This window comes from Nocardia jejuensis NBRC 103114, from assembly GCF_001613145.1.
Classification (GTDB): domain Bacteria; phylum Actinomycetota; class Actinomycetes; order Mycobacteriales; family Mycobacteriaceae; genus Nocardia; species Nocardia jejuensis.
In genome coordinates this window covers 262,017-288,226 of record NZ_BDBU01000018.1, presented here as the reverse complement: position 1 = coordinate 288,226, position 26,210 = coordinate 262,017, and the positions used below count along the sequence as shown (strand labels likewise).

Annotated in this window: 28 protein-coding genes; 16 read left to right on the top strand and 12 right to left on the bottom strand. The window is 67.3% G+C overall.

Annotated elements, in window-relative coordinates; translation table 11 throughout:
- The first annotated feature begins 68 nt into the window (after positions 1-68).
- The 12 genes from NJ1_RS15030 (at position 69) to NJ1_RS14975 (ending at position 9,921) form a co-directional block, all read left to right on the top strand.
- On the top strand, positions 69-899 hold the full coding sequence (locus NJ1_RS15030) for an SDR family oxidoreductase (protein WP_067693641.1): 831 nt from the start codon (positions 69-71) through the stop codon (positions 897-899).
- A gap of 87 nt (positions 900-986) precedes the next feature.
- Positions 987-1,517, top strand: coding sequence for a carboxymuconolactone decarboxylase family protein (locus NJ1_RS15025; protein WP_067693638.1), 531 nt, complete (start codon positions 987-989; stop codon positions 1,515-1,517).
- A 4-nt stretch (positions 1,518-1,521) separates the two neighbouring features.
- A complete protein-coding gene (locus tag NJ1_RS15020) occupies positions 1,522-2,793 on the top strand; it encodes an aromatic ring-hydroxylating oxygenase subunit alpha (RefSeq protein ID WP_067693634.1) in 1,272 nt (423 codons plus the stop codon).
- Positions 2,774-3,100: a hypothetical protein gene (locus tag NJ1_RS15015; protein WP_067693631.1), complete on the top strand. Its 327-nt coding sequence runs from the start codon at positions 2,774-2,776 to the stop codon at positions 3,098-3,100. Before NJ1_RS15020 ends, NJ1_RS15015 begins: the two co-directional genes overlap by 20 nt.
- A 31-nt stretch (positions 3,101-3,131) precedes the next feature.
- Positions 3,132-3,452, top strand: coding sequence for a DUF1330 domain-containing protein (locus tag NJ1_RS15010; protein ID WP_067693628.1), 321 nt, complete (start codon positions 3,132-3,134; stop codon positions 3,450-3,452).
- Positions 3,449-4,660 (top strand): metal-dependent hydrolase family protein, encoded by a 1,212-nt coding sequence (locus tag NJ1_RS15005; RefSeq protein ID WP_067693625.1) that lies wholly within the window; start codon positions 3,449-3,451, stop codon positions 4,658-4,660. The genes NJ1_RS15010 and NJ1_RS15005 overlap by 4 nt, the downstream gene beginning before the upstream one ends.
- The gene (locus tag NJ1_RS15000) at positions 4,647-5,063 is read left to right on the top strand and encodes a nuclear transport factor 2 family protein (RefSeq protein ID WP_067693622.1); all 417 of its coding nucleotides are present in this window, start codon (positions 4,647-4,649) and stop codon (positions 5,061-5,063) included. Before NJ1_RS15005 ends, NJ1_RS15000 begins: the two co-directional genes overlap by 14 nt.
- 14 nt (positions 5,064-5,077) lie before the next feature.
- Entirely contained in the window at positions 5,078-6,214 is a 1,137-nt protein-coding gene (locus NJ1_RS14995) for an acyl-CoA dehydrogenase family protein (protein WP_067693999.1), read from the top strand.
- Positions 6,215-6,217: 3 nt separating this feature from the next.
- Positions 6,218-7,165 carry an acyl-CoA dehydrogenase family protein gene (locus NJ1_RS40495; protein ID WP_245717394.1) on the top strand — a complete coding sequence of 316 codons (948 nt, stop codon included), beginning with the start codon at positions 6,218-6,220 and terminating at the stop codon, positions 7,163-7,165.
- Between the two features lie 32 nt (positions 7,166-7,197).
- Positions 7,198-8,262 carry a ferredoxin--NADP reductase gene (locus NJ1_RS14985; protein ID WP_067693619.1) on the top strand — a complete coding sequence of 355 codons (1,065 nt, stop codon included), beginning with the start codon at positions 7,198-7,200 and terminating at the stop codon, positions 8,260-8,262.
- Between the two features lie 67 nt (positions 8,263-8,329).
- Positions 8,330-8,746: a Zn-ribbon domain-containing OB-fold protein gene (locus NJ1_RS14980; RefSeq protein WP_067693617.1), complete on the top strand. Its 417-nt coding sequence runs from the start codon at positions 8,330-8,332 to the stop codon at positions 8,744-8,746.
- A 32-nt stretch (positions 8,747-8,778) separates the two neighbouring features.
- A complete protein-coding gene (locus tag NJ1_RS14975) occupies positions 8,779-9,921 on the top strand; it encodes a thiolase family protein (RefSeq protein WP_067693614.1) in 1,143 nt (380 codons plus the stop codon).
- A 70-nt stretch (positions 9,922-9,991) separates the two neighbouring features.
- Here the strand turns inward: NJ1_RS14975 and NJ1_RS14970 are convergent, their stop codons facing one another.
- The 5 genes from NJ1_RS14970 to NJ1_RS14950 all read right to left on the bottom strand — a co-directional run bounded on the left by NJ1_RS14970 (position 9,992) and on the right by NJ1_RS14950 (position 14,536).
- Positions 9,992-10,828: a mycofactocin-coupled SDR family oxidoreductase gene (locus NJ1_RS14970; protein WP_067693611.1), complete on the bottom strand. Its 837-nt coding sequence runs from the start codon at positions 10,826-10,828 to the stop codon at positions 9,992-9,994.
- A gap of 49 nt (positions 10,829-10,877) precedes the next feature.
- Positions 10,878-12,155 carry a cytochrome P450 gene (locus NJ1_RS14965; protein WP_067693608.1) on the bottom strand — a complete coding sequence of 426 codons (1,278 nt, stop codon included), beginning with the start codon at positions 12,153-12,155 and terminating at the stop codon, positions 10,878-10,880.
- Positions 12,156-12,401: 246 nt separating this feature from the next.
- The gene (locus NJ1_RS14960) at positions 12,402-12,590 is read right to left on the bottom strand and encodes a ferredoxin (protein ID WP_067693605.1); all 189 of its coding nucleotides are present in this window, start codon (positions 12,588-12,590) and stop codon (positions 12,402-12,404) included.
- A gap of 132 nt (positions 12,591-12,722) precedes the next feature.
- Complete coding sequence (locus tag NJ1_RS14955) at positions 12,723-13,217, bottom strand: hypothetical protein (protein ID WP_067693996.1); 495 nt, start codon at positions 13,215-13,217, stop codon at positions 12,723-12,725.
- A gap of 245 nt (positions 13,218-13,462) precedes the next feature.
- On the bottom strand, positions 13,463-14,536 hold the full coding sequence (locus NJ1_RS14950) for an XdhC family protein (RefSeq protein ID WP_067693602.1): 1,074 nt from the start codon (positions 14,534-14,536) through the stop codon (positions 13,463-13,465).
- Positions 14,537-14,816: 280 nt separating this feature from the next.
- On the opposite strand from NJ1_RS14950, the gene NJ1_RS14945 reads away from it, so the two are divergent.
- The 4 genes from NJ1_RS14945 to NJ1_RS14930 are packed head-to-tail and all read left to right on the top strand — an operon-like array spanning position 14,817 to position 19,204.
- The gene (locus NJ1_RS14945; protein ID WP_067693599.1) at positions 14,817-17,171 is read left to right on the top strand and encodes a xanthine dehydrogenase family protein molybdopterin-binding subunit; all 2,355 of its coding nucleotides are present in this window, start codon (positions 14,817-14,819) and stop codon (positions 17,169-17,171) included.
- A complete protein-coding gene (locus NJ1_RS14940; protein WP_067693596.1) occupies positions 17,168-18,043 on the top strand; it encodes an FAD binding domain-containing protein in 876 nt (291 codons plus the stop codon). Before NJ1_RS14945 ends, NJ1_RS14940 begins: the two co-directional genes overlap by 4 nt.
- Complete coding sequence (locus tag NJ1_RS14935) at positions 18,036-18,527, top strand: (2Fe-2S)-binding protein (protein ID WP_067693593.1); 492 nt, start codon at positions 18,036-18,038, stop codon at positions 18,525-18,527. Before NJ1_RS14940 ends, NJ1_RS14935 begins: the two co-directional genes overlap by 8 nt.
- Entirely contained in the window at positions 18,524-19,204 is a 681-nt protein-coding gene (locus NJ1_RS14930; protein WP_067693590.1) for an SRPBCC family protein, read from the top strand. Before NJ1_RS14935 ends, NJ1_RS14930 begins: the two co-directional genes overlap by 4 nt.
- 166 nt (positions 19,205-19,370) lie before the next feature.
- Here the strand turns inward: NJ1_RS14930 and NJ1_RS14925 are convergent, their stop codons facing one another.
- From NJ1_RS14925 to NJ1_RS14895, 7 genes are read right to left on the bottom strand one after another with little or no spacing between them, the layout of a single operon-like run.
- Positions 19,371-20,822: an aldehyde dehydrogenase gene (locus NJ1_RS14925; protein WP_067693587.1), complete on the bottom strand. Its 1,452-nt coding sequence runs from the start codon at positions 20,820-20,822 to the stop codon at positions 19,371-19,373.
- Positions 20,823-20,825: 3 nt separating this feature from the next.
- Positions 20,826-22,085, bottom strand: coding sequence for a metal-dependent hydrolase family protein (locus tag NJ1_RS14920; protein ID WP_067693584.1), 1,260 nt, complete (start codon positions 22,083-22,085; stop codon positions 20,826-20,828).
- On the bottom strand, positions 22,082-22,417 hold the full coding sequence (locus NJ1_RS14915) for a hypothetical protein (protein ID WP_067693993.1): 336 nt from the start codon (positions 22,415-22,417) through the stop codon (positions 22,082-22,084). Before NJ1_RS14915 ends, NJ1_RS14920 begins: the two co-directional genes overlap by 4 nt.
- Positions 22,418-22,428: 11 nt before the next feature.
- Positions 22,429-23,700 (bottom strand): aromatic ring-hydroxylating oxygenase subunit alpha, encoded by a 1,272-nt coding sequence (locus NJ1_RS14910; RefSeq protein WP_067693581.1) that lies wholly within the window; start codon positions 23,698-23,700, stop codon positions 22,429-22,431.
- 37 nt (positions 23,701-23,737) lie between these two features.
- Positions 23,738-24,577 (bottom strand): TauD/TfdA dioxygenase family protein, encoded by an 840-nt coding sequence (locus NJ1_RS14905; RefSeq protein ID WP_067693579.1) that lies wholly within the window; start codon positions 24,575-24,577, stop codon positions 23,738-23,740.
- The gene (locus NJ1_RS14900) at positions 24,574-24,909 is read right to left on the bottom strand and encodes a hypothetical protein (protein ID WP_067693576.1); all 336 of its coding nucleotides are present in this window, start codon (positions 24,907-24,909) and stop codon (positions 24,574-24,576) included. Before NJ1_RS14900 ends, NJ1_RS14905 begins: the two co-directional genes overlap by 4 nt.
- A gap of 1 nt (position 24,910) precedes the next feature.
- Positions 24,911-26,191, bottom strand: coding sequence for an aromatic ring-hydroxylating oxygenase subunit alpha (locus NJ1_RS14895; protein ID WP_245717393.1), 1,281 nt, complete (start codon positions 26,189-26,191; stop codon positions 24,911-24,913).
- Positions 26,192-26,210: the final 19 nt, after the last annotated feature.

The window sequence follows — 26,210 nt, the reverse complement described above, 5'->3', positions numbered from 1 at the left end:
ATACCGTACTTGCAGAAATAGAGAATGCCAATACCATCAAGCGCAAACGGACCTGCCCGAGGAGAATAATGACTAGTCAGCAGCAACTTTTCACGGACCGCACCATGGTCATCTCCGGCGGCAGCCGGGGCATCGGACTGGCCATCGCACACGCGGTCGCACGGCAGGGCGCCAATGTGGTGGTGCTGGCCAAGACCGCCGATCCCCATCCGCGACTGCCTGGCACTGTGCACACGGCGGTGGCCGCACTCGAGGCCGCCGGCGGCAAAGCGGTCGCGGTGGTGGGCGATGTGCGCAACGAAGAGGACGTGCGGCGCGCGGTCGAGACCGGCGTCGAGCGGTTCGGGGGCATCGATTACTGCGTCAACAACGCCAGCGCCATCGCCACCGCACCCACCGCCGAGCTGACCGCCAAGCGGTTCGATCTCATGCAGGAGATCAATATTCGCGGCACGTTCCTGCTGACCCGAGCCTGCCTGCCGCATCTGCGACGGGCCCCGAACCCGCACGTGCTGACCGTGGCCCCGCCATTGAACCCGAGTCCGCGGTGGCTGGGCGCACACCCCGCCTACACCCAGTCCAAGTACGGCATGACCCTGCTGTCGCTGGGCTGGGCGGCCGAATTCGCCCCGGAGGGCATCGCGGTGAACTGTCTGTGGCCGCAGACCTATATCGCGACGTCGGCGGTGGCCAATATGCCCGACGGGCAGGCGTTGCTCGCCTCCTCGCGCGATCCGCGGATCATGGGCGACGCCGCGGCCGAGATCCTCTCGCGCCCAGCGCGTCACAGCACCGGCAACTGCTACGTCGACGCCCCGCTGCTCATCGAGTCCGGCGTGACCGATCTGTCGGGCTATGGCGGTGGGGACCACCCGATCCCGGACATGTTCCTGGACTGAACCCGCTGCGCGTTGACTAATTCCGACCGGCATGGAAACCTGTTATCCAGTTTAGGAGAATCCCATTCTCATGAGAGGAGGATACGAATGCGCCTGCCGCCCTTGCCCGCCGAACGTTGGGACGACCGCACCCGCTCCGCGTTCGGGCAGCTGCTGCCCGTCGCCCGGCGCAATCCCGAGGGCGCGGGCCCCGCGATGTCGGTGCTGGCCAACCATCCGGATCTGACCGAGGCGTTCCTGGGTTTCAGCGTGTACCTGCTGTTCCAGTCGACGCTGCCGCCGCGGATCCGCGAACTGGCGATCCTGCGCGTCGCGCACCGAACCAACTGCGCCTACGAGTGGAAACACCACGCGCGCTTCGCGGAGACAGCGGGATTGTCCGAAACGGATATCGCGGCGGTCCAGAACGGCACCGCCGCAGCGGAATTCGACCGTGTCGTCATCAATGCGGCGGATGAGCTGCTCGAGAAGTCCACGCTGTCCGACCAGACCTGGACGGCGCTGAGCGAGGAACTCAGCGACCGACAGCGCATGGATCTCGTCTTCACCGTGGGCGGGTACAGCCTGCTCGCCATGGCATTCAACACCTTCGGCGTCACGCCCGAAAACGAAAGGTAACCCGGTGGCCCATTTCACCAAGCCCGAAGCGGGTAGCTGGACCGAGCAGTATCCACAGCTCGGCACCGGCCCTGTCGACTACACCGACTCGATCGATCCCGCCTTCTACGAGGACGAGCGCAACGCCATCTTCAAGAAGAGCTGGCTCAATGTCGGCCGCGTCGAACGGCTGCCGCGTGTGGGCAGCTACTTCACCCGCGAATTGTCCTGCGTAGGCACCTCTCTCATCATCGCGCGGGGCTCCGACAAGGAAATCCGGGCATATCACAACATCTGCCGCCACCGCGGGAACAAGCTGGTGTGGAGCGATTTCCCGAACGAGGAGACCGCGGGCTCGTGCCGGCAGTTCACCTGCAAATACCACGCCTGGCGCTACAGCCTCGAGGGCGAGCTCACCTTCGTGCAGCAGGAGAAGGAATTCTTCGACCTGGACAAGAAGGACTACGGGCTCAAGGATGTGCGCTGTGAAGTCTGGGAGGGCTTCATCTTCGTCAACCTCGATCCCGACGCCGCGCCGCTCACCGAATTCCTCGGACCCATGCTCGAGGGCGTGCAGGGTTATCCGTTCCACGAGATGACCGAGGTCTACACCTACAAGGCCGAGATCGGCAGCAACTGGAAGCTGTTCATCGACGCGTTCGCCGAGTTCTACCACGCGCCGATCCTGCACATGAAGCAGGCGACCAAGGACGAGGCCGACAAGCTCGCCGGATACGGCTACGAGGCACTGCATTACGAACTGTCCTCGCCGCATTCGATGATCTCGTCCTGGGGTGGCATGGCCCCGCCCAAGGACCTGAACATGGTCAAGCCGATCGAGCGGGTCCTGCGCAGCGGATTGTTCGGCCCGTGGGACCGCCCCGATATCGACGGTCTCGACGAATTGCCGGCCGGACTCAATCCCGCCCAGCACAAAGCCTGGGGCGTGGACGAATTCGAGATCTTCCCGAACTTCTCGCTGCTGTTCTGGGCGCCGGGCTGGTACCTCACCTATCACTATTGGCCGACCGCGGTGAACAAGCACATCTTCGAGGCGAACCTGTATTTCGCACCGCCGAAGAACGCGCGCGACCGCATGGCCCAGGAACTGGCCGCGGTGACCTTCAAGGAATACGCGCTGCAGGACGCCAACACCCTGGAAGCCACGCAGACGATGCTCGAGACCCGCACGGTCTCGGAATTCCCGCTCAACGATCAGGAGATTCTCCTGCGTCATCTGCACGTCATCGCACAGAACAAAGTCAAGGAGTACCGAGATGCCGCAGCTGCCAGCTGAATTCGCCGACCTGGAGCCGTTCGCGGACTGGTGCCTGGCCACCGAGGCGGAGCGCTACGCCAAGCGACTGGCCTCCACCATGCCGCAGATGCAGGAGTTCTACGACACGGCGTTCCCTCGCCTGGAAGCCGCGCTGGACTACTGCGACAAGTACGAGTGGCCGGACCTGCCCGAGGACGCGCGTGCGCTGTTCCATCTCATGCAGTCGCTGGTGATGGCCTCGTTCCCGATCGAGGTGTGGAAGCAGCCGCGCGTGCCCGACAGCGGCGCGGCCTGGGCCGTGCTGATCAACGAGCCGGTGGTCTGAGCCGGTCGCCGGCGAGCAGAAGGAGAACGAAATGCCCAAGGGCTATGTGATTTTCACCGAGGCCATCAAGGACCCGGACGCGATGGTCGAGTACGGCCGCGCGGCGGCGACGGTGCCGCCCAGCGGCGGGATGCGTCCCCTCGCGGTCGATTCCGCACCCGGCGTGCTCGAGGGTGAATGGCACGGCAATCAGACCGTCATCCTCGAATTCGAATCGGTCGAGGCGGCGCGCACGTGGTACGAGTCGCCGGAGTATCAGCGCGCGGCGAAACTGCGTCAGGCGGCGGCCGAGACCAACGTCGTGATCGTCGCCGGCTTCGAAGCGCCGAAACGCGAAGCGTCGCAAGCATGATCACGGTGCGGGCAGCGGGACTGCTCGATGTCGACACCGGTGAAATCGTCCGGCCCGGCATTCTGCGCATCGACGGTGAGCGCATCGCCGGCGTGGGCGGCGAGCCCGAGGGAGAAATCCTCGATCTCGGCGAGCTGATCCTGCTGCCCGGACTGATGGACATGGAGGTCAACCTCCTGATGGGCGGGCGCGGTGAAACCGGCCTGGCCTCGAGCGTGCAGGACGATCCGCCACTGCGCATGCTGCGCGCGGTGGGCAATGCGCGGCGCACGCTGCGCGCGGGATTCACCACCGTGCGCAATCTCGGACTGTTCGTGAAAACCGGCGGCTATCTCCTGGACGTCGCGCTCGGGCGGGCCATCGACGGCGGCTGGATCGAGGGGCCGAGGATCGTGCCTGCCGGGCATGCCATCACCCCCACCGGCGGGCATCTGGATCCGACCATGTTCTCCGCCTTCGCTCCCGACGTGCTGAAGCTGACGCTCGAGGAGGGTATCGCCAACGGCGTCGACGAGGTGCGCAAGGCGGTGCGGTACCAGATCAAGCACGGCGCCCAGCTGATCAAGATCTGTGTCTCCGGCGGTGTCATGTCGCTCACCGGAGCGCCTGGTGCACAGCACTATTCGGATGAGGAACTGCGCGCGATCGTCGACGAGGCACACCGCCGCGGGTTGAAGGTGGCCGCGCACACCCACGGCGCGGAGGCGGTCGAGCACGCCGTCGAGGCCGGAATCGACTGCATCGAGCACGGTTTCCTGATCGACGACAAAGCCATCAAGGCGATGGTGGCCGCCGGTACCTGGCTGGTGCCCACCACCCGGCTCGCCGACGCCATGGATGTGTCCAAGGCGGCTCCGGCGCTACAGGCCAAGGCCGCCGAGATGTTCCCGAAGGCGCGCACATCGGTACTGGCGGCCTACCAGGCGGGGGTGAAGATCGCGGTGGGCACCGACGCGCCCGCGATCCCGCACGGCCGCAATGCCGATGAGCTCGTGGCCCTGGTCGAGCGAGGGCTCCCTCCCCTCGATGTGGTCCGTGCGGCAACCGTGCGCGCGGCCGAGTTGATCGGCGTCACCGATCGGGGCCGGCTGGCCGAGGGGCTGCTGGCGGATGTGATCGGGGTACCGGGAGATCCGTTGCAGGACATCACCGTCACCCAGCGCGTGCAGTTCGTCATGAAAGGCGGCAAGGTCCATGTCCAGAGTTGAGGATCTGCTCGAGATCCAGCAGGTGCTGGCCCGGTACGCGGTGACCATCACCAAGGGCGATATCGCGGGGCTGCTGGCGGTGTTCACGCCGGACGGGTCCTACAGCGCGTTCGGGGACACCTACACCCTCGATCTGTTCCCGGAGTTGGTGGCGGCCGCCCCGAAGGGGTTGTTCCTCACCGGATTACCGGTGCTCGACATCGACGGCGACACCGCCGAGGGCACGCAGCCGCTGTGCTTCGTCGACCAGAGCACCCATGACATGCGGATCGGGTACTACACCGACGCGCTCGTGCGCACCGAGGACGGGTGGCGGATCCGGACCCGCCGGATGACCTTCATCCGGCGCAGCGGCGTCCACGATTCCGGCATTCCGCACGCCTTCGAGCGTTCGAGGACATGAGCGGTTCGAATCCCATGACGATCGACGAATTTCGAACCGGGCTGCGGACCTGGCTCGAGGAGAACGACCTGACCCCCGGGCCCGACCATTCGCTCGACGGACAGGTCGCGCAGCTGGCCCGCGTCCGCGGTGCGCTCTACGACGCGGGCTGGATGCGCTACGGCTGGCCCGCCGAGGCGGGCGGCCTCGGCGGACCGGCGGTTTTGCGGGCGGTGCTCGGTGAGGAGGTCGCCTCGCGCGATCTGGCCGAGCCGGGCATCTACTCGATGATCGAGGTGCTCGCGCCGACCATGATCTCCTACGCCCGCCCGGAGCTGGCGGCGGAGATGGTGCCGCGGCTGCTGTCGGGCCGGGAGCAGTGGTGCCAGGGGTTCTCCGAGCCGGGATCCGGCAGCGATCTGGCCTCGATCACCACCAAAGCCGTTCCCCGCGGGTCGGATTGGGTGATCAACGGACAGAAGGTGTGGACCAGCCTGGCACAGTACTCCACGCGCTGTGTGCTGCTCACGCGCACCGCGCCTGGGCGCGAAGGCATGACCGCGCCTGGGCGCGAAGGCATGACCGCGCCCGCGCACGAGGGCATCACCGCTTTCTTCGTCGATATGGACTCCCCCGGCATCACCGTGCGACCGCTGCGCACCATGCACGGCGTCGACGAGTTCGCCGAGGTGTATTTCGACGATGTCGTGGTGCCCGCCGACCGGATGCTGGGCAGGCCCGGCGACGGGTGGCGGGTCGCGATGGATCTGCTCCCGCACGAGCGCTCCGCCTGCTTCTGGCATCGGATCACCTACCTGTTCACCCGCCTCGATCGCATCGTGGCGCACACCGCGATACCCGATGACACCGAGCTCGGCGAGGCGTTCCTGGCGCTGCACACCGTGCGCTGCCGCTCGCGCGCCACTCAGCGGCGCCTGGCGAACGGGGCGCGCCTGGGCCCGGAGACCTCGATCGACAAGGTGCTCCTGGCCACCGCCGAACAGCGGTTGTTCGACACCGCGCGCGATCTGCTGCCGGGCGTGCTGGAACTCTCCGATCCGGAATGGCGGACCGAATACCTGTATTCGCGTGCCGCGACGATCTACGGCGGCACCGCCGAGATCCAGCGCAATATCATCGCGCGCCGCCTGCTCGATCTCGGAAAGGACTGAGCCGTGGCCGATTTCGACACCGCCCCGGACGAGCTCGACCTCCTCGAGCAGACCGTGCGCAAGACCATGCTCACCGTCGCCGCCGGCGCCGAACTCGACCGTGCCCTCGCCGAACTGGGCTGGACCGACATGCTCACCGACATTCCGAATCTCGCGATTCCGCTGGTCTTCCGCCTGCTCGGCGAAACCGGTTCGCACGCACCGCTTCTCAACGACGTCATCCTCCACACTGCGGGGGCGGACCCACTGGGCACCACGCCCTTGCCCTTCACCGGTGGCGCATGGCTCGAGTGGGAACGCACCGACCGCGCCGGGACCACCGTCGACGAACAACTCCCCCTGCACCCGGTGCGGCTCATCGGGCCCGCCTCGACCGGGACCGATCGTGCCGGCGGCCCCTCGCCGGACGCCCTTCACGGCTTCGCGACGACAGATCCGCTCGATGCTCGAGAGGTGACGCCCGGTCCCCTCGCGAACGGCCACGGCACCGACGCTCATCGATCCGCCCGTCATGAGGCGTTGGCGGCGGGGCGGCGGGCATTGGCCTGGTGGCTCGTGGGCAGCAGTCGGGCGATGCTGGGGCTCGCTCGGCGACATGCGCTGGAGCGTGAGCAGTTCGGGCGCCCGGTCGCGGCGTTCCAGGCGGTGCGGCACCGGCTCGCCGAGGCGCTGATCGCGATCGAAGGGGCCGAAGCGACGCTCACCGTCGCGGGCGACGATCTCGGGGCGCTGCTGGCCAAGGCCGCGGCCGGGCGGGCCGCGCAGATCACCGCGCGCCACTGCCAGCAGGTGCTGGGCGGGATCGGGTTCACCGCGGAACACGATCTGCACCGGCACGTGCGGCGCACGCTCGTGCTGGACGGATTGCTCGGCAGCACGAGAGAACTCGTCCGTGAGGCCGGGGTTCTGATTCGCACCGAGGGCGCGGCCCCTCGACTGGCACAGCTCTAATCCGACCATCGACAGCGGAGGAATTGGTTCTCATGGCCCGACCCCCCTCGTTCCAGCGGGCGACCGTGACCCGGATCATCAAGGAGAGCGCGGACTCCCGCACTTTCGTCCTGGAACCACACGATGAACCGCTCGAGTATCGGGCGGGTCAGTTCTGCACGTTCCGGGTGGCGGTGGACGGCAAGAACCTCTACCGGTCCTATTCCATGTCCAGCGCGCCGGAGACCGACGGCGAACTCATGACGACCGTGAAGCGGGTTCCGGGCGGTCAGGTCTCGAACTGGTTGCACGACAACGTATCCGAGGGCGATGAGCTCGACATGAGCAGGGCGGCGGGGCGATTCTGCCTGCGCCCGTCGGAGGTTCCGATACTCGGCTTCAGCGGCGGCTCCGGCATCACCCCGGTGCTGTCGCTGACCAAGAGCGCGCTGGCCACCACCGATCGCCGAGTGCGGCTGCTGTGCGCGGACCGCGACCAGCCCTCGATGATCTTCGAGGCGACGCTACTCACCCTGGCCGAGCGTTATCCGGGACGCCTGGAGGTCGTGCGGCACCTCGACTCCGACCGCGGTTTCCTGACCCCGGACCTGGTGCGCGCCTTCGTGAACGCGGACGCGCACGGCGACGCGTACATCTGCGGCCCGGAAGCCTTCATGGAGATGATCGAGAACGCCCTGCCCGGGCCGGGTCTCATCTTCAGCGAACGCTTCGGCGCACCCGCCCCCGTCATCCCCTCGGCCCCCGCGGTCGCGGATCTCGCGGACTCGACATCCCGGCCCGGCTCCGTCGTGAGCACACCGGACGCCGTCACCCTATCCGCCGAGGGCGGGACGGTGACGATCCTTCTCGACCGCAAGAAGGTGTCGGTGCCGCGGCGGGCGGGCGAGACGCTGCTGCAAGCGGCGCGACGGGCGGGGCTGACGCCGCCGTTCTCGTGCGAGCAGGGCAATTGCGCCACGTGCATGGGGCGGCTCACCGAAGGCACGGCGACCATGGCGGTGAACGACGCGCTGACCGAGGACGAGGTCCAGGAGGGCTACGTGCTCACCTGCCAGGCCGTGCCGGACGGTCCCGAGACGACGGTTCGGTACGAGTAGCCGCCCAGCGAAACCTCTTGACGTTTCAGAGCATTCGAAGTTCGACAGAGAAAATGGAGGACGGCACATGGCCAAGGCACTCGCACCCGAGGTCTCCACGTGGCCCGACGACGATCCGCAGCTCATCGGCAGTGGCTGCGGCGCTTGCGGGGCGGTGACCTGGCCTCGCCAGCAGCGCTGCCCCCGATGCAGCGGACCGGACATGACCGATCGGCTGTTGCCGCGCCGGGGAACGCTGATCGCTTGGACCACACAGGGATTCGTGCCCAAGCTGCCCTACGCGGGGCGCGAGACGGGCGAATCGTTCGAGCCGTTCGGCATCGGACTGGTGCAGCTCGGCGAGGAGGTGCGCGTGGAAACCCGGCTCACCGAGGCCGATCCGGATCGGTTGCGCGCGGGCATGGCGGTGGAGCTGGCATTCGTACCGCTGTACTCCGAAGCCGACGGGACGGAGGTCGTGACCGTGGCCTTCGCGCCGGTGTGATCGCGGATTCGGATGAGTAGAGGAGTATCGATATGAACGACGTTGCCATCATCGGCATCGGTATCCATCCGTTCGGCCGTTTTCCCAAGACGGCGATGGAGATGGGGGCCGAGGCCATCCAGGCCGCCCTGGCCGATGCCGGAATCCAATGGAAAGACATCCAATTCGGGTTCGGCGGCAGTTACGAGGTGAGCAACCCCGATGCGGTCACCCGCCTGGTCGGTCTGACCGGGATCCCGTTCACCAATGTGTTCAATGCCTGCGCCACGGCCGCCAGCTCGATCGAGCAGACCGCCGAGGCGATCCGTTCCGGGCGTTACGACGTCGGTATCGCGGTCGGCATGGACAAGCATCCACGCGGTGCCTTCACCGATGACCCGGCCAAGCTCGGGCTGCCCGGGTGGTACGCCGAGAACGGGCAGTTCGTCACCACGAAGTTCTTCGGCATCAAAGCGAACCGGTACCTGCAGGACCACGGCATCTCCCAGCGGACGCTGGCGAAGGTCGCGGCCAAGAACTACCGCAACGGCGTGCTCAATCCGAATGCGTTCCGGCGCAAGCCGATCGGCGAGGACGAGATCCTGGGCTCGCCGATGCTGAACTATCCGCTGACGCACTACATGTTCTGCACGCCCGACGAGGGCGCCGCGGCGGTGATCATGTGCCGCGCGGATATCGCCAAGCGATACACCTCCACCCCGGTGTACCTGCGGTCCTCCGCGATCCGGACGCGCCGCTACGGCGCCTACGAGGTCCACAGCACCTGGGCCGCGATCGACGAGGACGTCTCCCCGACGGTCTACGCCTCCGCGGACGCCTATGCCGCGGCCGGCATCGGCCCCGAGGACGTGGACGTCATCCAGCTGCAGGACACCGACGCCGGGGCCGAGGTGATCCATATGGCGGAGAACGGCTTCTGCGCGGACGGCGACCAGGAGAAGCTGATCGCCGAGGGCGCCACCGAGATCGGCGGGCGCCTGCCGGTCAATACAGACGGCGGTCTCATCGCCAACGGCGAACCGATCGGCGCGTCCGGGATCCGGCAGGTCTACGAGCTGGTGCTGCAATTGCGCGGCCAGGCCGGCGACCATCAGGTGCCGGGCAAGCCGAAGGTCGGCTACGCCCAGGTCTACGGTGCGCCGGGCACCGCCGCCGCCTCGATCCTGTCCCTCTGACCTCGCCACACAGCGCTGCCGCCGTCCCGGAAGGGGCGGCGGCAGTGTGCGTGATGCGCAGGCGCACAGATTATTTGAGCATGCTGCCCGCATCGATCGGCAGCGGAACACCGGTCACGTAGCGAGACTCGTCCGAGGCCAGGAACAGCACCGCGTTGCTGACGTCGACCGACTCCACCCACGGCACCGGCAGGGTGTGGAACATGCGGCAGATGGGCTCGAGGTCGGCCGGGCCCGGGTTCTCGAGGTCCGGCCGGAAGAGCTTGTAGGTGCCCTCGTTCATGACCATCGGGGTGTTCACGTGCGTCGGATGCACCGAGTTGACGCGAATCGAGTGGTGCCCCAGTTCGACCGCGAAGGTGCGCATCAGCCCGACCACGCCGTGCTTGGCGGCGATGTAGTGTCCGACGTTCGGGTAGGCCTTGAGGCCGCCGACCGAGCTGGTGAGGACGATGGAGCCACCGCGCTCGCCCGCGATCAGGTGCGGGATGGCCGCTTTGACGCTCTTCCAGACACCGCCGAGGTTGACGTCGATCATGTCCTGCCAGAGCGTCTCGTCGAGTTCGCTCAATTGACCGCCCTCATTGCCGATTCCGGCATTGGCGACCACCACATCGAGCCGTCCGAGCTGCTCGACACCACTGTCCACCGCGGCCTTCAGCGCCGTGTAATCACGCACGTCGACCTCGGCGGTGACGACGCGCCGGCCCTCGGCTTTCACCAGTTCCGCCGTGGTGGCCAGATCCTCGGGGGTGGACATGGCGAACGGCACATTGTCGAGCTGCTTGCACACGTCGACGGCGATGATGTCGGCGCCCTCCTGGGCCAATCGCACCGCATGGCTGCGGCCTTGACCGCGCGCCGCACCCGTGATGAATGCGACCTTTCCTTCGACCCGTCCGGTCATTGCTTCCTCTATTCGTTGTTCGCCGAATTGGCTTGCCGGAGTGTGAAACTCAGGACTTGGGCGTGTACTCGACATGGAGTGCCTGCAGGCCGCGCAGGATGTAGGTGGGTTCGTAGTCGTAGCGCCGCGCGTCGGCGGGACCGTGCCGCCCCTCGTCGATGCGGATGTCGAGCATGCGATCGAGCAGACGCGTGAAGGACACGCGACCCTCCACCCGGGCCAGCGGACCGCCGGGGCAGGTGTGCGCACCGCGCCCGAAGGCGATGTGCTCCCGGGCATTCGGGCGATCGAGGCGGAATTCGTGCGGTTCCTCGAAACGCCGCGGGTCGCGGTTGGCCGCGCCGGGGCAGATCATGACCGTGGTTCCGATCGGCACATCCACCCCACCCACCTGAGCGTTCTGCTTGGCCAGGCGGAACATGCTCTTGACCGGAGCCTCCATCCGCAGCGTCTCCTCGACGAAGAGCGGAATCTTGCCGCGGTCCTCGCGCAACTGCTGCTGAATGTCCGGGTTGTCGGCCAGGAACCGGAGTCCGGAGGTCAGCAGTTTCGCCGTGGTCTCCTGTCCGGCCGCGAAGAGGAATGTCGCCGAGCGCACCACGTCGATGACCTCGGGCGTGGAACCGTCCGGGTACTTCGCCAGCGCCAACTGGGTGAGCACATCGTCGCGCGGCTCGGCGCGGCGATCCTCGATGTAGGCGGAGAACTTGTCGTCCAGCCAGGCCAGTGGATTGCTGGAGAGGGCATCGTCATCGAGTGCTCCGACCCGCGAGCCGGGGCGTTCCGCGCCGAGCACCACCCGGAACTTCTGGTGATCCTCCTCCGGCACCCCGAGCACGTCGGCGACCACCAGCAGCGAGAAGGGTTTGGCGTACGCGGTGCCGAATTCGCACCGGCCGTCGGCGAGGAATTCGTCCAGCTGCTGGTCGGCCAGCCGCCACATGAACTCCTCGTTCTCCTTCAGTCGCGCCGGGGTGAGCAGCCGGTTCAGCACGGACCGCGCGTAGGTGTGCTGCGGCGGATCCATGGTCACCATGTGCTCGAACATGGGCATCTTGGACCGGTTGCGGTCGATCAGCTCACCGAGATCGTCACCCTCGACCTCGAACGGCAGGGGCGGGAACGGTCCGCCGACGGCGATGATCGAGGAGAACGTGTCCGCGTCCTTCGTCACCTCGGCGGTCTCCTCGTACCCCGTCACCGCATAGACCCCGCGATGCGGCAGGGCGGTCACGGGGCACTGCGCGCGCAGGTGGTCGTAATACGGATGGGGATCGGGTACCAGCGCCTGATCCGTGAAGTAGTCGACTGTGTCGAAATCAGTCATCCTGGACAGCTCCTGCCATCGGTAAGGGAGATTCATTTTGATGGTAACGCTGATCTTCGCATTTGAGAATAGCGTTCTCCATTGCCCGTGCGACAGGGCGCCGGATTCAGAAAAGGGATGGGACCTGCCGTTATCGACCCGTCGGTCGGCACACGAAAACGGCCGGGACGGCAGGCCGTCCCGGCCGGATGAGGGTCTGGACCCTCAGCACTCACGCACCCTCAGCGTGTCACAAGCCTCAGTGCGTCACAGGGTTTCGATCGCATGCTCCGGACACGCCGCGATCGCCTCCGATACCGCGCCCTCCAGGTCGGCCGGCACCTCGTCCACCGACACCTCCGAGTAGCCGTAGTCGGTGAGGGTGAACACCTCCGGACACAGCGAGACGCAGACGCCGAAGCCACGGCAACGATCCGTATCGATGCTGACCTTCATCGAATACCCTCCTTCACGCCGCCCCGCGGCCTCACCGGCCGAACGGCCTCCCGTGTGTGAGAATCACACTCTCATATTCGAGCACGAGAGTTTCACACGGTCGGCCGCGCGTCAACGCCGGGGGCCACGCACTCAGCCCGAGGGAAGCAGATCAGCTGCCAGAGAAGGGGATCCGACGCGGAAGGTCTCCACGGCGTCGACCGGATCGGAGGTCAGTGCGGCGGAGTACGCGCGCTCCTTGAAAGCGCGCGCGGCGGAACTCATCCGGTACTGCACCGGACTGCCGACCCGGCAGTCCAGCTCGGCCGGCCAGTTCTCGCCCCACAGGGCCACTTCGAACTCCGCGGTATCCAGGCTGTCGAGCAGTCCGTTCCTGATCCGCGAATAAGAGCCGAACAGGGCGGTGTCCACCGCGAGCGTCTGCGGCCGGGCGTCGGGATTCGAGTTCAGGCAGGACTCCAGATCCAGCACCTCCGCGCCCAGGATCCGGACCGGGCGGGGATCGTCGCATTCGGCCACCGCCACCCACACCTCCCAGCCCGCCAATACCCGGTCGAAGATCCATCCGCCCGCGTAGCGAACCACCGCCAGCGGATTCGGGCCGAGGATCGCGAGGCGATAGCGCAGTTCGCGGGCCTGGACATGTTCGAGCGTCGCATCCACTGACGCCATGACGTCTTCTTGCGGCGCAAAGGAGTTCACCAATCGAGTCGCCATGTGAGTCTCCATCTCATCGATGAGTGGGGCCGATATCGATGGAAATGGGAATCTCCTGGACCGGATATCAGACCGCGCGCTGGGCTATAGCGTGATTTACTTAACACCGCGTTCGACGGAAGGTCAACAGGGGAAAGCGTCATGGCAGGGCCTGGCTAAACGTCGCCTCCCCGGGGGTGAATCGGCCGCTCGGTCACCGATAACGGCACCGCGCTGCCACCCCGGCGCAGAGCGATGATCTCCGCGCCAACGGCGATCGCGGTCTCCTGCGGGGTTCGCCCGCCGAGCTCCAGGCCGATCGGCGAACGCAGTTGCCGCAGTTGGGTTTCCGTGACTCCCGCGGCGCGCAGCTCGGACCGCCGCTGCCCGTCGGCGCGACGCGAGCCCAGCGCGCCGACGTAGGCCACGGGCAGGGCCAGCGCCTGGGTGAGCACCGGGATATCGAACTTCGGATCGTGGGTCAGCACGCAGATCACCGTCCGGCTGTCGACGGCGGTCGTGCCGAGGTATCGGTGCGGCCACTCCACCACCACCTCGTGCGCGTCGGTGAACCGCGCACGATCGAGGAATGTGCCGCGCGCGTCGCAGACGGTCACGCGATAGCCGAGCAATCGGCCGACGGTGCACAGCGAGGTGGCGAAATCGGTGGTGCCGAACACGATCATGCGCGGCGGCGGCGCGAAGGACTGGACGAAGACCACCCGCTCCCGCTCGGCGCAGCCGATCACCCGCACCGCACTCGAGCCCGCCTCGAGCATCGCCCGCGCCTGCCGCACGACGGCCAGGTCGGCGCCGTCGAATCCCACACCTACCGCTCCGACGTCGCTCACCGCGAGCACCGCGCCGGACACCAGGTCGCGCACCCACGCCACCGGCGCATGCACGTCCAGCGCGGCCTCGACCACCGCGTGTTCGGTCGCCGTCACCCGGTGCACGAAGACCTCGACCTCGCCGCCGCAGGTCAAGCCGACCGCGAAGGCGTCGGGGTCGCTGTAGCCGAAGCTCTTTCGCATCGGAACGCCGGTGGCCAGCACCTCGAGGCACAGTTCGTACACCGCGGACTCGACGCAGCCGCCGGACAGACTGCCGTACACCGCCCCGGCCGAGTCGACCGCCATGGTCGTGCCGATCGGCCGGGGAGCGCTGCCGCTGGTCCCGGTCAAGGTGGCCAGGGCGTAGTCGGCGTTCTCCGCCTGCCAGCGCCGCAGGTGTACGGCGAGATCCCGCATGACTGCCCTTTCCGCACGCCACCGGCGTCGGAACCATCGTCCGGGATACCTCGGCCACAGGCGTAAATGTGATTCTCCTAATCCGTGATAGTACATTTACGTTTACGGCATAGTGGATATTGACACTGTGCGAACACCGCTGCTAGACAGGTGGTCGGCAGCGGTATGCCCGCATCGTCTCCGTGAACCGAGGAGCACGCCCCATGACTCGACACTGCCTGTCGCGTACTCGAATCGACCGGTCTCCAGATCCGGCCCACCCGCACTCCCGGATCCCCCGATGACCCGCACGGACACCGAAACCGCCGGAGTCGTCGGTACCCGGGTGCCGCGGCTCGAGGATCTGCGCCTGCTCACCGGAGCCGGCACCTTCGTCGACGACGTCACCCGGCCCGCCATGGGCCACGCGTGCTTCGTGCGCAGTCCGCTCGCGCGGGCCCGGATCACCGGCGTGGACATCACCGAGGCGTTGGCCCTGGACGGCGTGCTGGCCGTCTACACAGCCGCCGACCTGAATCCCGATGTGCACGAGATCTCCTACGCGCTGGACATGGTCGGGCTCCCGCCCGTGCCGCGCCCGCCGCTGGCCGATGACGAGGCCCGGTTCGTCGGGGATCCGGTCGCGGTCGTGGTCGCGATCGACCGCTATATCGCCGAGGACGCCGCGGAACTCGTGGTCATCGACTATGACCCGCTGCCGCCGGTGGTCGACTTCCGCACCGCGTCCGAGTCCCCCGAGCTGGTACACGCCGCCTTCCCCGAGAATTCGGCCGGCGCCATGGGCGGGCGCCCGCCCGCGGATCTGGATCCGGTCTTCGACGCCGCCGCCCACGTGGTGCGCCGGCGCCTGCATCAGCAGGCGTATGCGCCGGTGCCGATGGAGACCCGCGGCATCGTCGCCGAATGGTCCGGCGCCACTGCCGAAATGACCATCTGGACCTCGTCGCAGTCACCGCACGAGGTGCGCGGATTCTGCGCCCGGCTGCTCGGTATCGATGAGCACCGGGTCCGGGTCATCGTCCGTGATACCGGCGGCGGGTTCGGGCAGAAGGTCGCGCCCCAGCGTGAGGACGTGTGCGTCATGCTGGCCGCGCGCCGGCTCGGCACCGCCGTGAAGTGGATCGAGGACCGGCAGGAGAACCTCATGTCGGCCGGCATGGCCCGGCACGAATACGGCGACATCCGAATGGCTTTCGACGCCGAGGGCACGATCCTGGCCGCCACCATCGACCATGTGCAGAACGTCGGGGCGTACCCGATTCCCTCACCGGTCACCGCGGGCATGGTGGTCGGATTGCTGCTTCCGGGGCCCTATCGGATTCCGCAGGCGGGCTTCAGCGCCAAGTTCGTCTACACCAATACCGTTGGGCGCGTGGCCTATCGGGGTCCGTGGCAGTTCGAATCGGTGGCCCGCGAGGTGCTGCTGGACGCCGCCGCCCGGCAGATCGGCATGGACCCGATCGCGCTGCGGCACCGCAATATGCTGCGGCGGGAGGATCTTCCGTACGCGAACGCCAACGGCATGCCGTACAGCGACATCACGCCGCTGGAGACCTTCGAGCAGGCGCTGGGGATGCTCGATTACGACCGATTCCGCGCCGAACAGCGCAGCGCCCGCGCGCAGGGCCGCTACCTCGGTGTCGGTACCTGCACCTATGTCGAGCCCACCACGGGCAATACGCCGTTCCACGCCACCGAGGGCGCGACCATCCGGATCGAGCCGTCGGGCAAGGTGAACGTCTACGTCGCGGGCGGATCGGCCGGCAACAGTCTCGAGACGACGGTGGTGCAGTTGACCGCCGACGCCCTGGGGGTCGATATCGCCGATGTGCGGACCGTGCAGGGCGATACCGCGGTCACGCCCTTCGGCGGCGGGACCGGCGGCAGTCGCTCGGGATCCATGACCGCCGGGGCCATCGCCGAAACCGCCGCGGGACTGCGGGAGCGGCTGCTGGCCATCGCCGCGCACAAGCTCGGCGCACCTGTCGAGGAGGTGGAATTCACCGGCAGCCGGGCCTTCGCCCGTGCGAATCCGGACATCGTGGTGACGCTGGCCGAGTTGGCCGCCATCGCGTACTTCGCGCCCGATGCGCTGCCGCCCGGTGTGCCCGCGGGGCTCGAGGCCAGCGGCCGCCATCGCGTGGGCCAGTTGATGATCTGGGCCAATGCCACCCATGTGTGCACCTGCGAGGTCGATATCGAGACCGGCGGGGTGCGGCTGCTGCGCTACATCGTCAGTGAGGACTGTGGGCCGATGATCAATCCCGCTGTGGTGGAGGGCCAGATATACGGCGGCACCGTACAGGGGATCGGCGGTGCGCTGTACGAGCATCTGGCCTACGACGAGGACGGCAACCCGATCGCCACGACCTTCCTGGACTATCTCATGCCGACCGCGGCGGAGGTTCCGGTCATCGAGGTCGGTCACGTCCAGACGCCCAGCCCGGGACCGGGCGGGTACAAGGGCGTCGGGGAGGGCGGAGCGATCGGATCGACTCCGGCGGTGCTCAACGCGGTGGCCGACGCGCTCGCGCCGCTGGGCGTGGAGATCTCGCAGCTGCCGCTCTCCCCCGCCACCATCCTGGATCTGGTGGCCGCGGCCCGCGCCACCACTGCGACGGGGGTGACCGAATGAAGCCCGCCGCGTTCGACTATCACGTTCCCGAGACCGCCGAGGCGGCGGTGAACCTGCTCGCCGAGCTCGGCGAGGAGGCCAAGTTCATCGCCGGTGGCCAGAGCCTCGTGCCGATGCTGGCGCTGCGGCTCGCCGTCTTCGAGCATCTGATCGATCTGCGCGCGGTCACCGGCCTGCGCGGGATCGAGGTGCGCGGGGACGCGGTGTGGATCGGCGCGTCCACGACCCACGCACAGGTCGGTCGATCCGAGGAGGTCCGCCGCCGAATTCCGTTGCTGGCGCGCGCGACTCCGCTCATCGGGCATTTCCAGATCCGCAATCGCGGCACCATCGGCGGCGCGATCGCGCACGCCGACGCGGCGGGCGAGTACCCGGCCGTGGCGCTGGCGCTGGATGCCGACCTCGAGGCGCTGTCCCCGCGCGGGCGACGCGTCATCGCGGCGACGGATTTCTTCACCGGTATGTGGAGCACCGCGCTGGCGGCCGACGAGCTGCTCACCGGCATCGTCTTTCCGGGGTGGCCGGGGAGATCGGGGTTCGCCATCGAGGAATTCGCCCGTCGCAGTGGCGATTTCGCGCTCGCGGGCGCGGTGATCGCGGTGCGGCTCGACGCGGATTCCCGAATCGACCGCTGCGCCATCGTGGTGTTCGGGCTGGGGCCAACACCGGTGCGCGCCACCGCGACCGAGGCCGAACTGCTGGGTTGCGCGGTGAGCGAGGTCGATGCCGAGGAAGTCGGGCGCAGCGCCACCGCGGATCTGGAATCGATCCCGGCGGATCTACACGGGTCCGCCGAATACCGGCGCCGCGTCGGCTCGGTGATGACCACACGGGCATGGCTGCGCGCCGTGCGGGAGGCACGCAATGACTGATCGGGACATCCAGCTGCGCATCAACGGAGCCAGCCGCCGCGACCGGGTGCCCGCGCGGCTCACCCTGGCCGACTATCTGCGGGAGAGATGCGGTCTCACCGGCACCCATCTGGGCTGCGAGCACGGCGTCTGCGGGGCCTGCACGATCCTGCTTGACGGCGAGGCCGTGCGCGCGTGCCTGGTGTTCGCGGTGCAGGCGGACGGTGCGGAGCTCACGACCATCGAGGGCATCGCCGCACCCGATGGGACGCTGTCTCCGATGCAGCAGGCCTTCCGCGACCATCACGGGCTCCAGTGCGGTTTCTGCACACCGGGTTTCGTGCTGTCGGCGACCGCGTTCCTGCGCGAGAATCCCGACCCCACCGACAGTGAGATCCGTGAGGGTCTGTCCGGAAATCTGTGTCGCTGCACCGGGTATCAGGGCATCGTGTGCGCTGTCCGGGCCGCGGCCGCCACGACCGCCGAATCGAAGGACCTGTCATGAAACTCGAGAACACCTTCCGTATTCCGGTTCCCGCGCACGATGCCTGGCCGGTGCTGCTGGACCTGGAGCGGATCGCGCCGTGCGTTCCCGGCGCGACCCTGACTTCCCGCGACGGGGACGACTTCCACGGCAAGATCAAGGTCAAGCTGGGGCCCGTCGGGCTCACCTACAACGGCGTCATCAAGGTCGTCTCGCAGGATCCGCAGGCCCGCATCGCCGTGCTGGAGGGCCGGGGTCGCGAAACCCGGGGCAACGGCACGGCGAAGGCGACGATCGTGTGCCGCCTGGTCGAATCCGGCGGTGGCACGGATGTTCTCGTCGAGACCGATCTCGCGATCACCGGGAAGCCCGCACAGTTCGGGCGCGGCGCGCTGGCGGATGTGGCGGGAACTCTGATCGGCCAGTTCGCCACCAACCTGGCCACCGAGATCACCAGCACGGCGCAGGTCGCGGCCGAGACATCCGCTCCCGCAGAGGATTCGGAGCCCGCCGCCGAGACCGGAACCCGCTCCGAGCTTCGCTCGGTGCCGCGCCCTGCCGCCGAGCCGATAGATCTGCTCCGGGCCGCCGGGGCGGGTGGACCCCGGCGGGTCGTCTTGGCCGCAGCCGCGATCCTGCTGGTGCTGGCCCTGATTCTGACCGGCCGCCGCGTGGCGGGCCGAGGACCGCGACGCTGAATCGAGTGCCGCGACAGCGACTACGCCCCGCACCTGACAGGTGCGGGGCGTATCTCATGGTTCCGGCTCATCTGGTTCCGCGCAGCAGCGCCGGGTGCGGTGTCAGCGCGCGATACAGAGCGGATTCAGTTGCACGACAGCGCATTCGCGAGCGCACATGGCGCATTCACGGTGTGACGCGCACCGAGATCGAGGTGGTGTCGAGGAAACCGTCGAGCCCTTCGCGGCCGAATTCACGGCCGATGCCGCTGCTCTTCACACCGCCGAAGGGGGCGAACGGGTCCATGCTGTAGGGCTGGTTGATACCGAGGGTCCCGGTGCGGATCCGCCCCGCCACCGCCAGTCCCCGGTCCAGATCGGGGGTCCACACCGAGCCGGAAAGCCCGTATTCGGTGGCGTCGGCGAGCCGGACGGCGTGCTCGTCGTTGTCGTAGGGCACCACGCTCAGCACGGGCCCGAAGATCTCCTCCTGCGCGATGGTCATGGCGTTGTCCACATCGACGAAGATCGTCGGGCGCACGTACCAGCCGCGCTCGAGGCCCTCGGGCAGGTCCGGGCCGCCGACCAGCAGCCGTGCGCCGTCCCGCTGTCCCTGCTCGATGTATCCACGCACCCGCTGCTGCTGTCGCTGCGAGACCATGGGTCCGACCTGGGTGGCGGTGTCGAAAGGGTCTCCCACGACGAGCTTGTCGACCATGTCGGCCAGTGCGTCGACGTACTCCTGATATCGGCTGCGCGGCAGTAGGATCCGGGTCTGCGCGACGCAGGCCTGGCCGCTGTTCATCAGCCCGGCGACCATCATGCCGGTGGCGAAGTCCTGCGGGTCGGCGTCGTCCAGGACCACCGCGGCGGATTTGCCGCCGAGTTCGAGTCCGACTTTGCGCAGCGCGGATCCGCAGACCTGTGCGACCTGTCGTCCGGCCGCGGTGGATCCGGTGAAGGACACCTTGTCCACGCCCGGATGCGCCACCAGGTACCGGCCGACCTCACGGTCACCGGGCAGGACGCTGACCACCCCCGGCGGCAGCCCGACCTGTTCGATCAGCTCGGCCATGAGGTTCGCGTCCAGCGGAGTCTCCGGGGACGGTTTGAGCACGATGGTGCATCCGGCCAGCAGTGCCGGAATCAGTTTCGCGACCGTCAGGAACATCGGCATGTTCCAGGGGATGATCGCGCCGACCACGCCGACGGGCCGTTTGCACACCAGGATGTCCGAGCCCAGAAAGCCCGCCCTGGTCTCGGTCCACTCGAAGTCCGCGGCGATATCGGCGAAGGCGCGGATCATCGCACCGGGCAGCCGGGCGTGGGCCGAACGCGAGAATGTCAGCGGCGCACCCATTTCGGCGGTGATGAGCTCGGCGATCTCGTCCACCCGGGCGGTGTAGAGCTCGGCGAGCCGACGCACGACCGCAAGGCGTTCGGCCGGATCGAGCCGCGGCCACGGTCCGGTGTCGAAGGCCGCGCGGGCCGCCGCGACGGCGCGGTCGACATCCGGCGGGCCCGGCGCGGGGACCCGCGCGATCGGTTGTTCGGTGTGCGGTGAGATCACCTCGATGGTGGCGGTGGTGCTGGGTGCGACCCACTGGTTCCCGATGAATAGCTGCTCTGTGCCGCGCATGCGTTACCTCGGACCGGACGTGGTGTTCTTGTGGATGCGGCCGTCCTTCATGACGAAGCGGACGTCCTGCACGGTGGTGATGTCGAGGGTGGGATCGCCGGGCACCGCGATGATGTCGGCGAGCAGCCCGGGTGCGAGCCGGCCCCGGTCATCCACGTCGAGCAGTTCCGCGGCGGTGACGGTCGCGGCCCGCAGGGCTTGCAGCGGCGTCATGCCGCGGTCCACCAGCGCCCACAGCTCCTTGGCGTTGTCGCCGTGCGGGACCGCGGGAGCGTCTGTGCCGCAGGCGATCCTGACCCCGGCACGGATCGCCTTGCGCAGGGTCTCGCGGGCTCGCGGGAACACCTCGGCGGCCTTCTTCTGGAGCGCGGGAGCGGCTTTGGAGACATCGAGTCCCTCGGACAGGTAGCTGGTGGGCACCAGGAAGGTGCCGTGCTCGACCATCATGGCGATGGTGTCGTCACTGGCCAGCGAGCCGTGTTCGATGCAGTCCACGCCCGCGGCGATGCAGGCGCGGATACCGGCGTCACCGTGCGCGTGCGCGGCGACCCGTACCCCGGCGCGGTGTGCCTCGTCGACGATCGCCACGAGTTCCTCGTCGGAATACTGTTGTGCGCCCGCGACGGTGCCGTGCGACATCACCCCGCCCGAGGCGGAGATCTTGATGACGCCCGCGCCGTACTTGATCTGGTAGCGCACCGATTCGCGCACCTGCGGCACTCCGTTGGCGCGCCCCTCCTCCACGCTCAGCGGCATGATGTGCGGTGCGAGGCGCTGGAACATGGTGGGGTCGAGGTGACCGCCGGTGGGTGTGATGGCATGTCCCGCACCGACTATGCGCGGCCCCTCGACCCACCCCTGCTCGATCGCCCGGCCCAGATCCACATCGAGCAGGTAGCCCCCGGTCTTGACCATCAATCCGAGATTGCGCACCGTGGTGAATCCGGCGTGCAGGGTGGTGCGCGCGTTCATGGTCGCGCGCAGGGTCCGGTAGACCGGATCGTCCTGCACGCCGTGCATGGGATTGGGCAGGCCGGTGGGGGTGTCGGGCCCGCCGATGAGCAGATTGATCTCCATGTCCATCAGGCCGGGCAGCAATGTCACCTCACCCAGGTCGAGGACCTCGGCGTCGGTGGGCAGGATCGCGGGATCGATCTCGCTGATCCGGTTGCCCTCCACCACGATGACGCCCGGGCTGTGCAGGTGCCCGGTGTCGATGTCGAGCCGACGTGCGGCGCGCAGGACGGTGACATGTTCGCTCACAGGATCGGCTCGATCACGCAGTTCAGGGTGGAGTTCCCCGAGTCGGGAATCTTCGGCTGGCGCCACACCTCGACCGGGAAGGACACCATGATCATCGAATAGATGAGGTACATCAGGTTTTTGGCGTCCTCGGGCAGGTCCTCGAGCGGGAACTTGTCGCAGTAGGCGATCGCGTCCTGCGCGCGCGGGGTGATCGCGTCGTAGAAGCGCTGCATATCGGCCATGGAACTGGCCAGGCGGCGGTCGTACCGCTCCGATTCCGCGGCCAGGCACCACACCGCGGCGAACTGTTCCAGATCGGCGAATTCGGCGGGCAAAAGCGTTGTGCTCATGGTTGTTTCGCTCACTGCCGGGCCTCCGCGCGTTCGCGCTGGTAGTCACCGACCCAGTCGGCGGCGACCTTGTGCAGGTGCCGCAGCAGAATTTCCTGATCGTTGAGGTGGAAGGTGCGCACCGCGCGCGATTCGAGCATCATCTGGGTCGCCTCGAGGGTGGAGGCGTCCTGGAGGCCGTATTCCTTGAACGTCAGCGCGGTCATCTCGTGCGCGATCCGGTCGCGGGGGGTGCGGGCCGGGACGAAGTAGAGATTGCCTTCGAAGGTGTGGGTGTTGTGCGAGGTCGGCCAGTATTGATAGGTCAGGTACCAGCCGCCGGACCAGATGAGGATCACGAAGTTCGGCCACAGCTGGAACGAGTCCAGCCCCCACGGATCGCAGCCTGCCGGGTTGAGCCCCGCGGGCATCGTGCCCAGATCCGGTGTGTCCCAAGGCCCGAACAGCCCGCCGCGGGTGATGTCCTCCATCGGTTTGCGCATCGAGGGATCCAGTTCCCAGGTGACCACGCCCGAGGTGCTGACCAGGCGGTGCGGGCCGTCGAGCTGGTAGTGCGGCGCTTCGAATCCGGCCTGCTGCGCGGCGATCGAGAAATTGTCGGGCGTCTGTTTCCCGTGCAGAATCGGTGCGTGATAGAACTCCTGGAAGGCGTCCATGTAGAGCTTCCAGTTGGCCCCGACCTCGGACTTGTAGCAGTAGCGTTCGGTCAGCCTGTCGAACGGATAACCCTCGAGCGCGGTGACCATGGGGCCCAGGAATTCTCGCAGCGTTTGCCGCGGTCGCGCCGCGAGGTTGACGAAGATGAATCCCGCCCACACTTCGCAGTGCACCTTCGCGAGTCCGAGGGCGCTCTTGTCCAGGTCGAAGAATTCCTCCTCCTGCTGCACGAAGGCCAGTGAGCCGTCCAGGCCGTAGCGCCAGCCGTGGTATTTGCAGGTGAACTGCCGGCATGTTCCGGAGGTCTCTTCCCGGGGAAACTCGTTCCACACCAGCTTGTTTCCGCGATGGCGGCAGATGTTGTGGAAGGCGTTGATGCCGCCGTCCCGATCCCGCGCGATGATGACCGAGGTGTGCGCGGCGCGGATCTCCTTGGTGAAATAGCTTCCGGTGCGGGGCAATTGCTCGATGCGCCCGACATTGAGCCAGGCGCGTTTGAAGATGGCGTCCTGTTCCAGGGCATAGAATTCCGGCGCGATCGAGTCCTCGTAGGACATCGGCTCGGTGCCGAGTTCGGGATAGTGCTGCGTCCAGCTGCCCTCGGCGGGCTTGGGCCAACGAGCCATGGCGTACTCCTGGGTGTAGAGGGGTGGCGAGGGCGCGTTACCGGATCGGTTCCTCGCCGAGCACGGTGGTGCGCAACATTTCCCGGGGCGAATCGGCCGGATAGGGTGCGGCGCGATGGATGACGCCGCGGTTGTCCCAGATGACGGTGTCCCCGACGGACCATTCGTGCGTGTAGACGCGCGCGGCGGCGGTGCATCGCGCCAGCAGCCCGTCCAGGAGTGCCCGGCTCCGATCACCCGCCATCCCGACCACGTGATCGGTCGAGGCGCCCAGCACCAGCGAGCGCCGTCCGGACTTGTGCGTCCAGATCAGCGGATGCTCCTTGCTCGGGCGCGTGTGCCAGGCCGCGAGTTGCTCGGGCGTGGGCTCCTTGGTGACCAGGCGCTGTGAGGCCTCGAGCGAGTGCACCACGCGCAGCGGGGCCAGCGAGAGCTTTTCCTGCGCGGTGAGGCTCTCGTACGCCTTGTAGGTGCTGGCGAATTCGGTCTCGCCGCCGCTCGAGGCGACCGCCTTGGCGGTGAGCATGGTGGCCATCTGCGGGTAGGCGTCGTCCTCGGGGGTGCAGCCGTCGATGTGCCAGTCGAACGTCGCGCGCAGATAGCGTGCCGAGGAGTTCTTGGAGGTGTCGAGGCTGACCCGGTAGATGCCCTCGACCGGATGATGACCGGGTGAGGTGTCGACCTGACCGAGCTTGCGGCAGAAGGCGACCTGGGTTTCCGGATCCAGGTGCAGATCGCGGAACACCAGCACGCCGTGTTGCTCGAGCGCCTCCATGAGGACGCCGGGAATCGAGTCGTCCGTCAGCAGGCGGGCGGGGTCGAGGCCGGTGATTTCCGCGCCCACCTCGTGTCCGAGTGTGTCGATGGTGATGCTCACGGGTGCGGCTCCTTGATCCGTTCGAGTTCCGCGTCGGCGCTGTCGACGGGTGTGGGTTGCTGGAAGATTTCGACCGCCATGGCGACCATGACCAGCGAATAGACCAGCCGCAGCAGGGCCAGGGCGTCCTCGGGCAGATCGTCGAGCGGGAATTTGTCGCAGTAGGCGATGGCTTCCTCCAGGCGCGGGAAGAAGGCGTCGTAGAAGGTGATCAGCTCCGGCATGGAACTGCTCAGGCGCTGGTTCCAGCGCTCGGTTTCGGTTGCCAGGCACCACGTTCGCGCGAACCCCTCGAGATCGGCGAAGGCGGGCGGCAGGACGGGAGCGCTCATCTCAGGCCTCCCGCTCGCGCAGGTACGCCTCGACCCGGTCGGCGACGGCCTTGTGGAAATGCTTGACCAGGATTTCCTGATCGTTGACCGGGAAACTGGTCAATCCCGCGGTGCGATAGGCGGATTCGAGCGCGGTCTGGGTTCCGGTGAGCATGCCCGCGTCCTGCAGGGCGAACTCCTTGAACACCACCGAGGCGACCTCGTGCTCCACCCGCTCGCGCACCGTGCGCGCGGGCTGGAAGCACAGCATGCCTTCGAAACGGTGGGTGTTGTACGAGGTCGGCCAATAGCGGTAGAGCAGGTACCAGCCGCGGTAGATGAGGATTTCGATATTGGGGAAGATCTGGAAGTTGTCGATCCCCCACGGTTCGACCCGGCCGGGGTTCAGGCCCTTGGGCGGATCACCGATATCGGGTGATTCCCACGGCCCGACCAGACCGCTGCGGGTGATCCGCTCGATCGGGTACATGAATTCCGCCGGCAGGGTCCAGCGGCGCGCGCCACCGGTGGAGACCATGCGATGCGGGCCGTCGAGCTGGAAGTGCGCGCATTCGAAACCCTTGCCGGGGGTGCGCACCGCGGTGGGAATCTGCTGCGAATGCAGTCCCGGCACGTGGTAGTACTCCTGGAAGGCGTCGGCGAACAGTTTCCAATTGCTCTGATTGTCGGCCGTGAACTCGTACCACTCGGTCATCTTGTCGAACGGATAGCCGTCCAGATCGGTGATCATCGGGCCGAGGAATTCGCGCAGGGTCTGCGGGGGTTCGGGTGCGAGGTTCACGAAGATGAATCCCGCCCACACCTCGCAGTGCACCGACGCGAGTCCCAGTTCCTGCGCATCGAGGTCGAAGAATTCCTCTTCCTGCTGCACGAAGGCCAGTGATCCGTCCAGGCCGTAGCGCCAGCCGTGGTATTTGCAGGTGAACTGCCGGCATGTTCCGGAGGTCTCCTCGCGGGGAAACTCGTTCCACACCAGCTTGTTTCCGCGATGGCGGCAGATGTTGTGGAAGGCGTTGACACCGCCGTCGCGATCGCGCACGAGGATCAGCGACGTGCGGGCCACGTCGAGTTCCTTGGTGAAATAGCTGCCGGTGCGCGGAAGTTGTTCCACGCGTCCGACATTGAGCCAGGCGCGCTTGAAGATCGCTTCGCGTTCGAGTTCGAAGAATTCCGGGGAGACCGAATCCTCGAACGACATCATCCCGGTGCCCAGTTCGGGGTAGTGCTGCGTCCAGGTGCCCTCGGCGGGCCGGGGCCACTGCCTCGCGGTCGGTTGTTTCACGGTCGATCGCTCCTGTGTT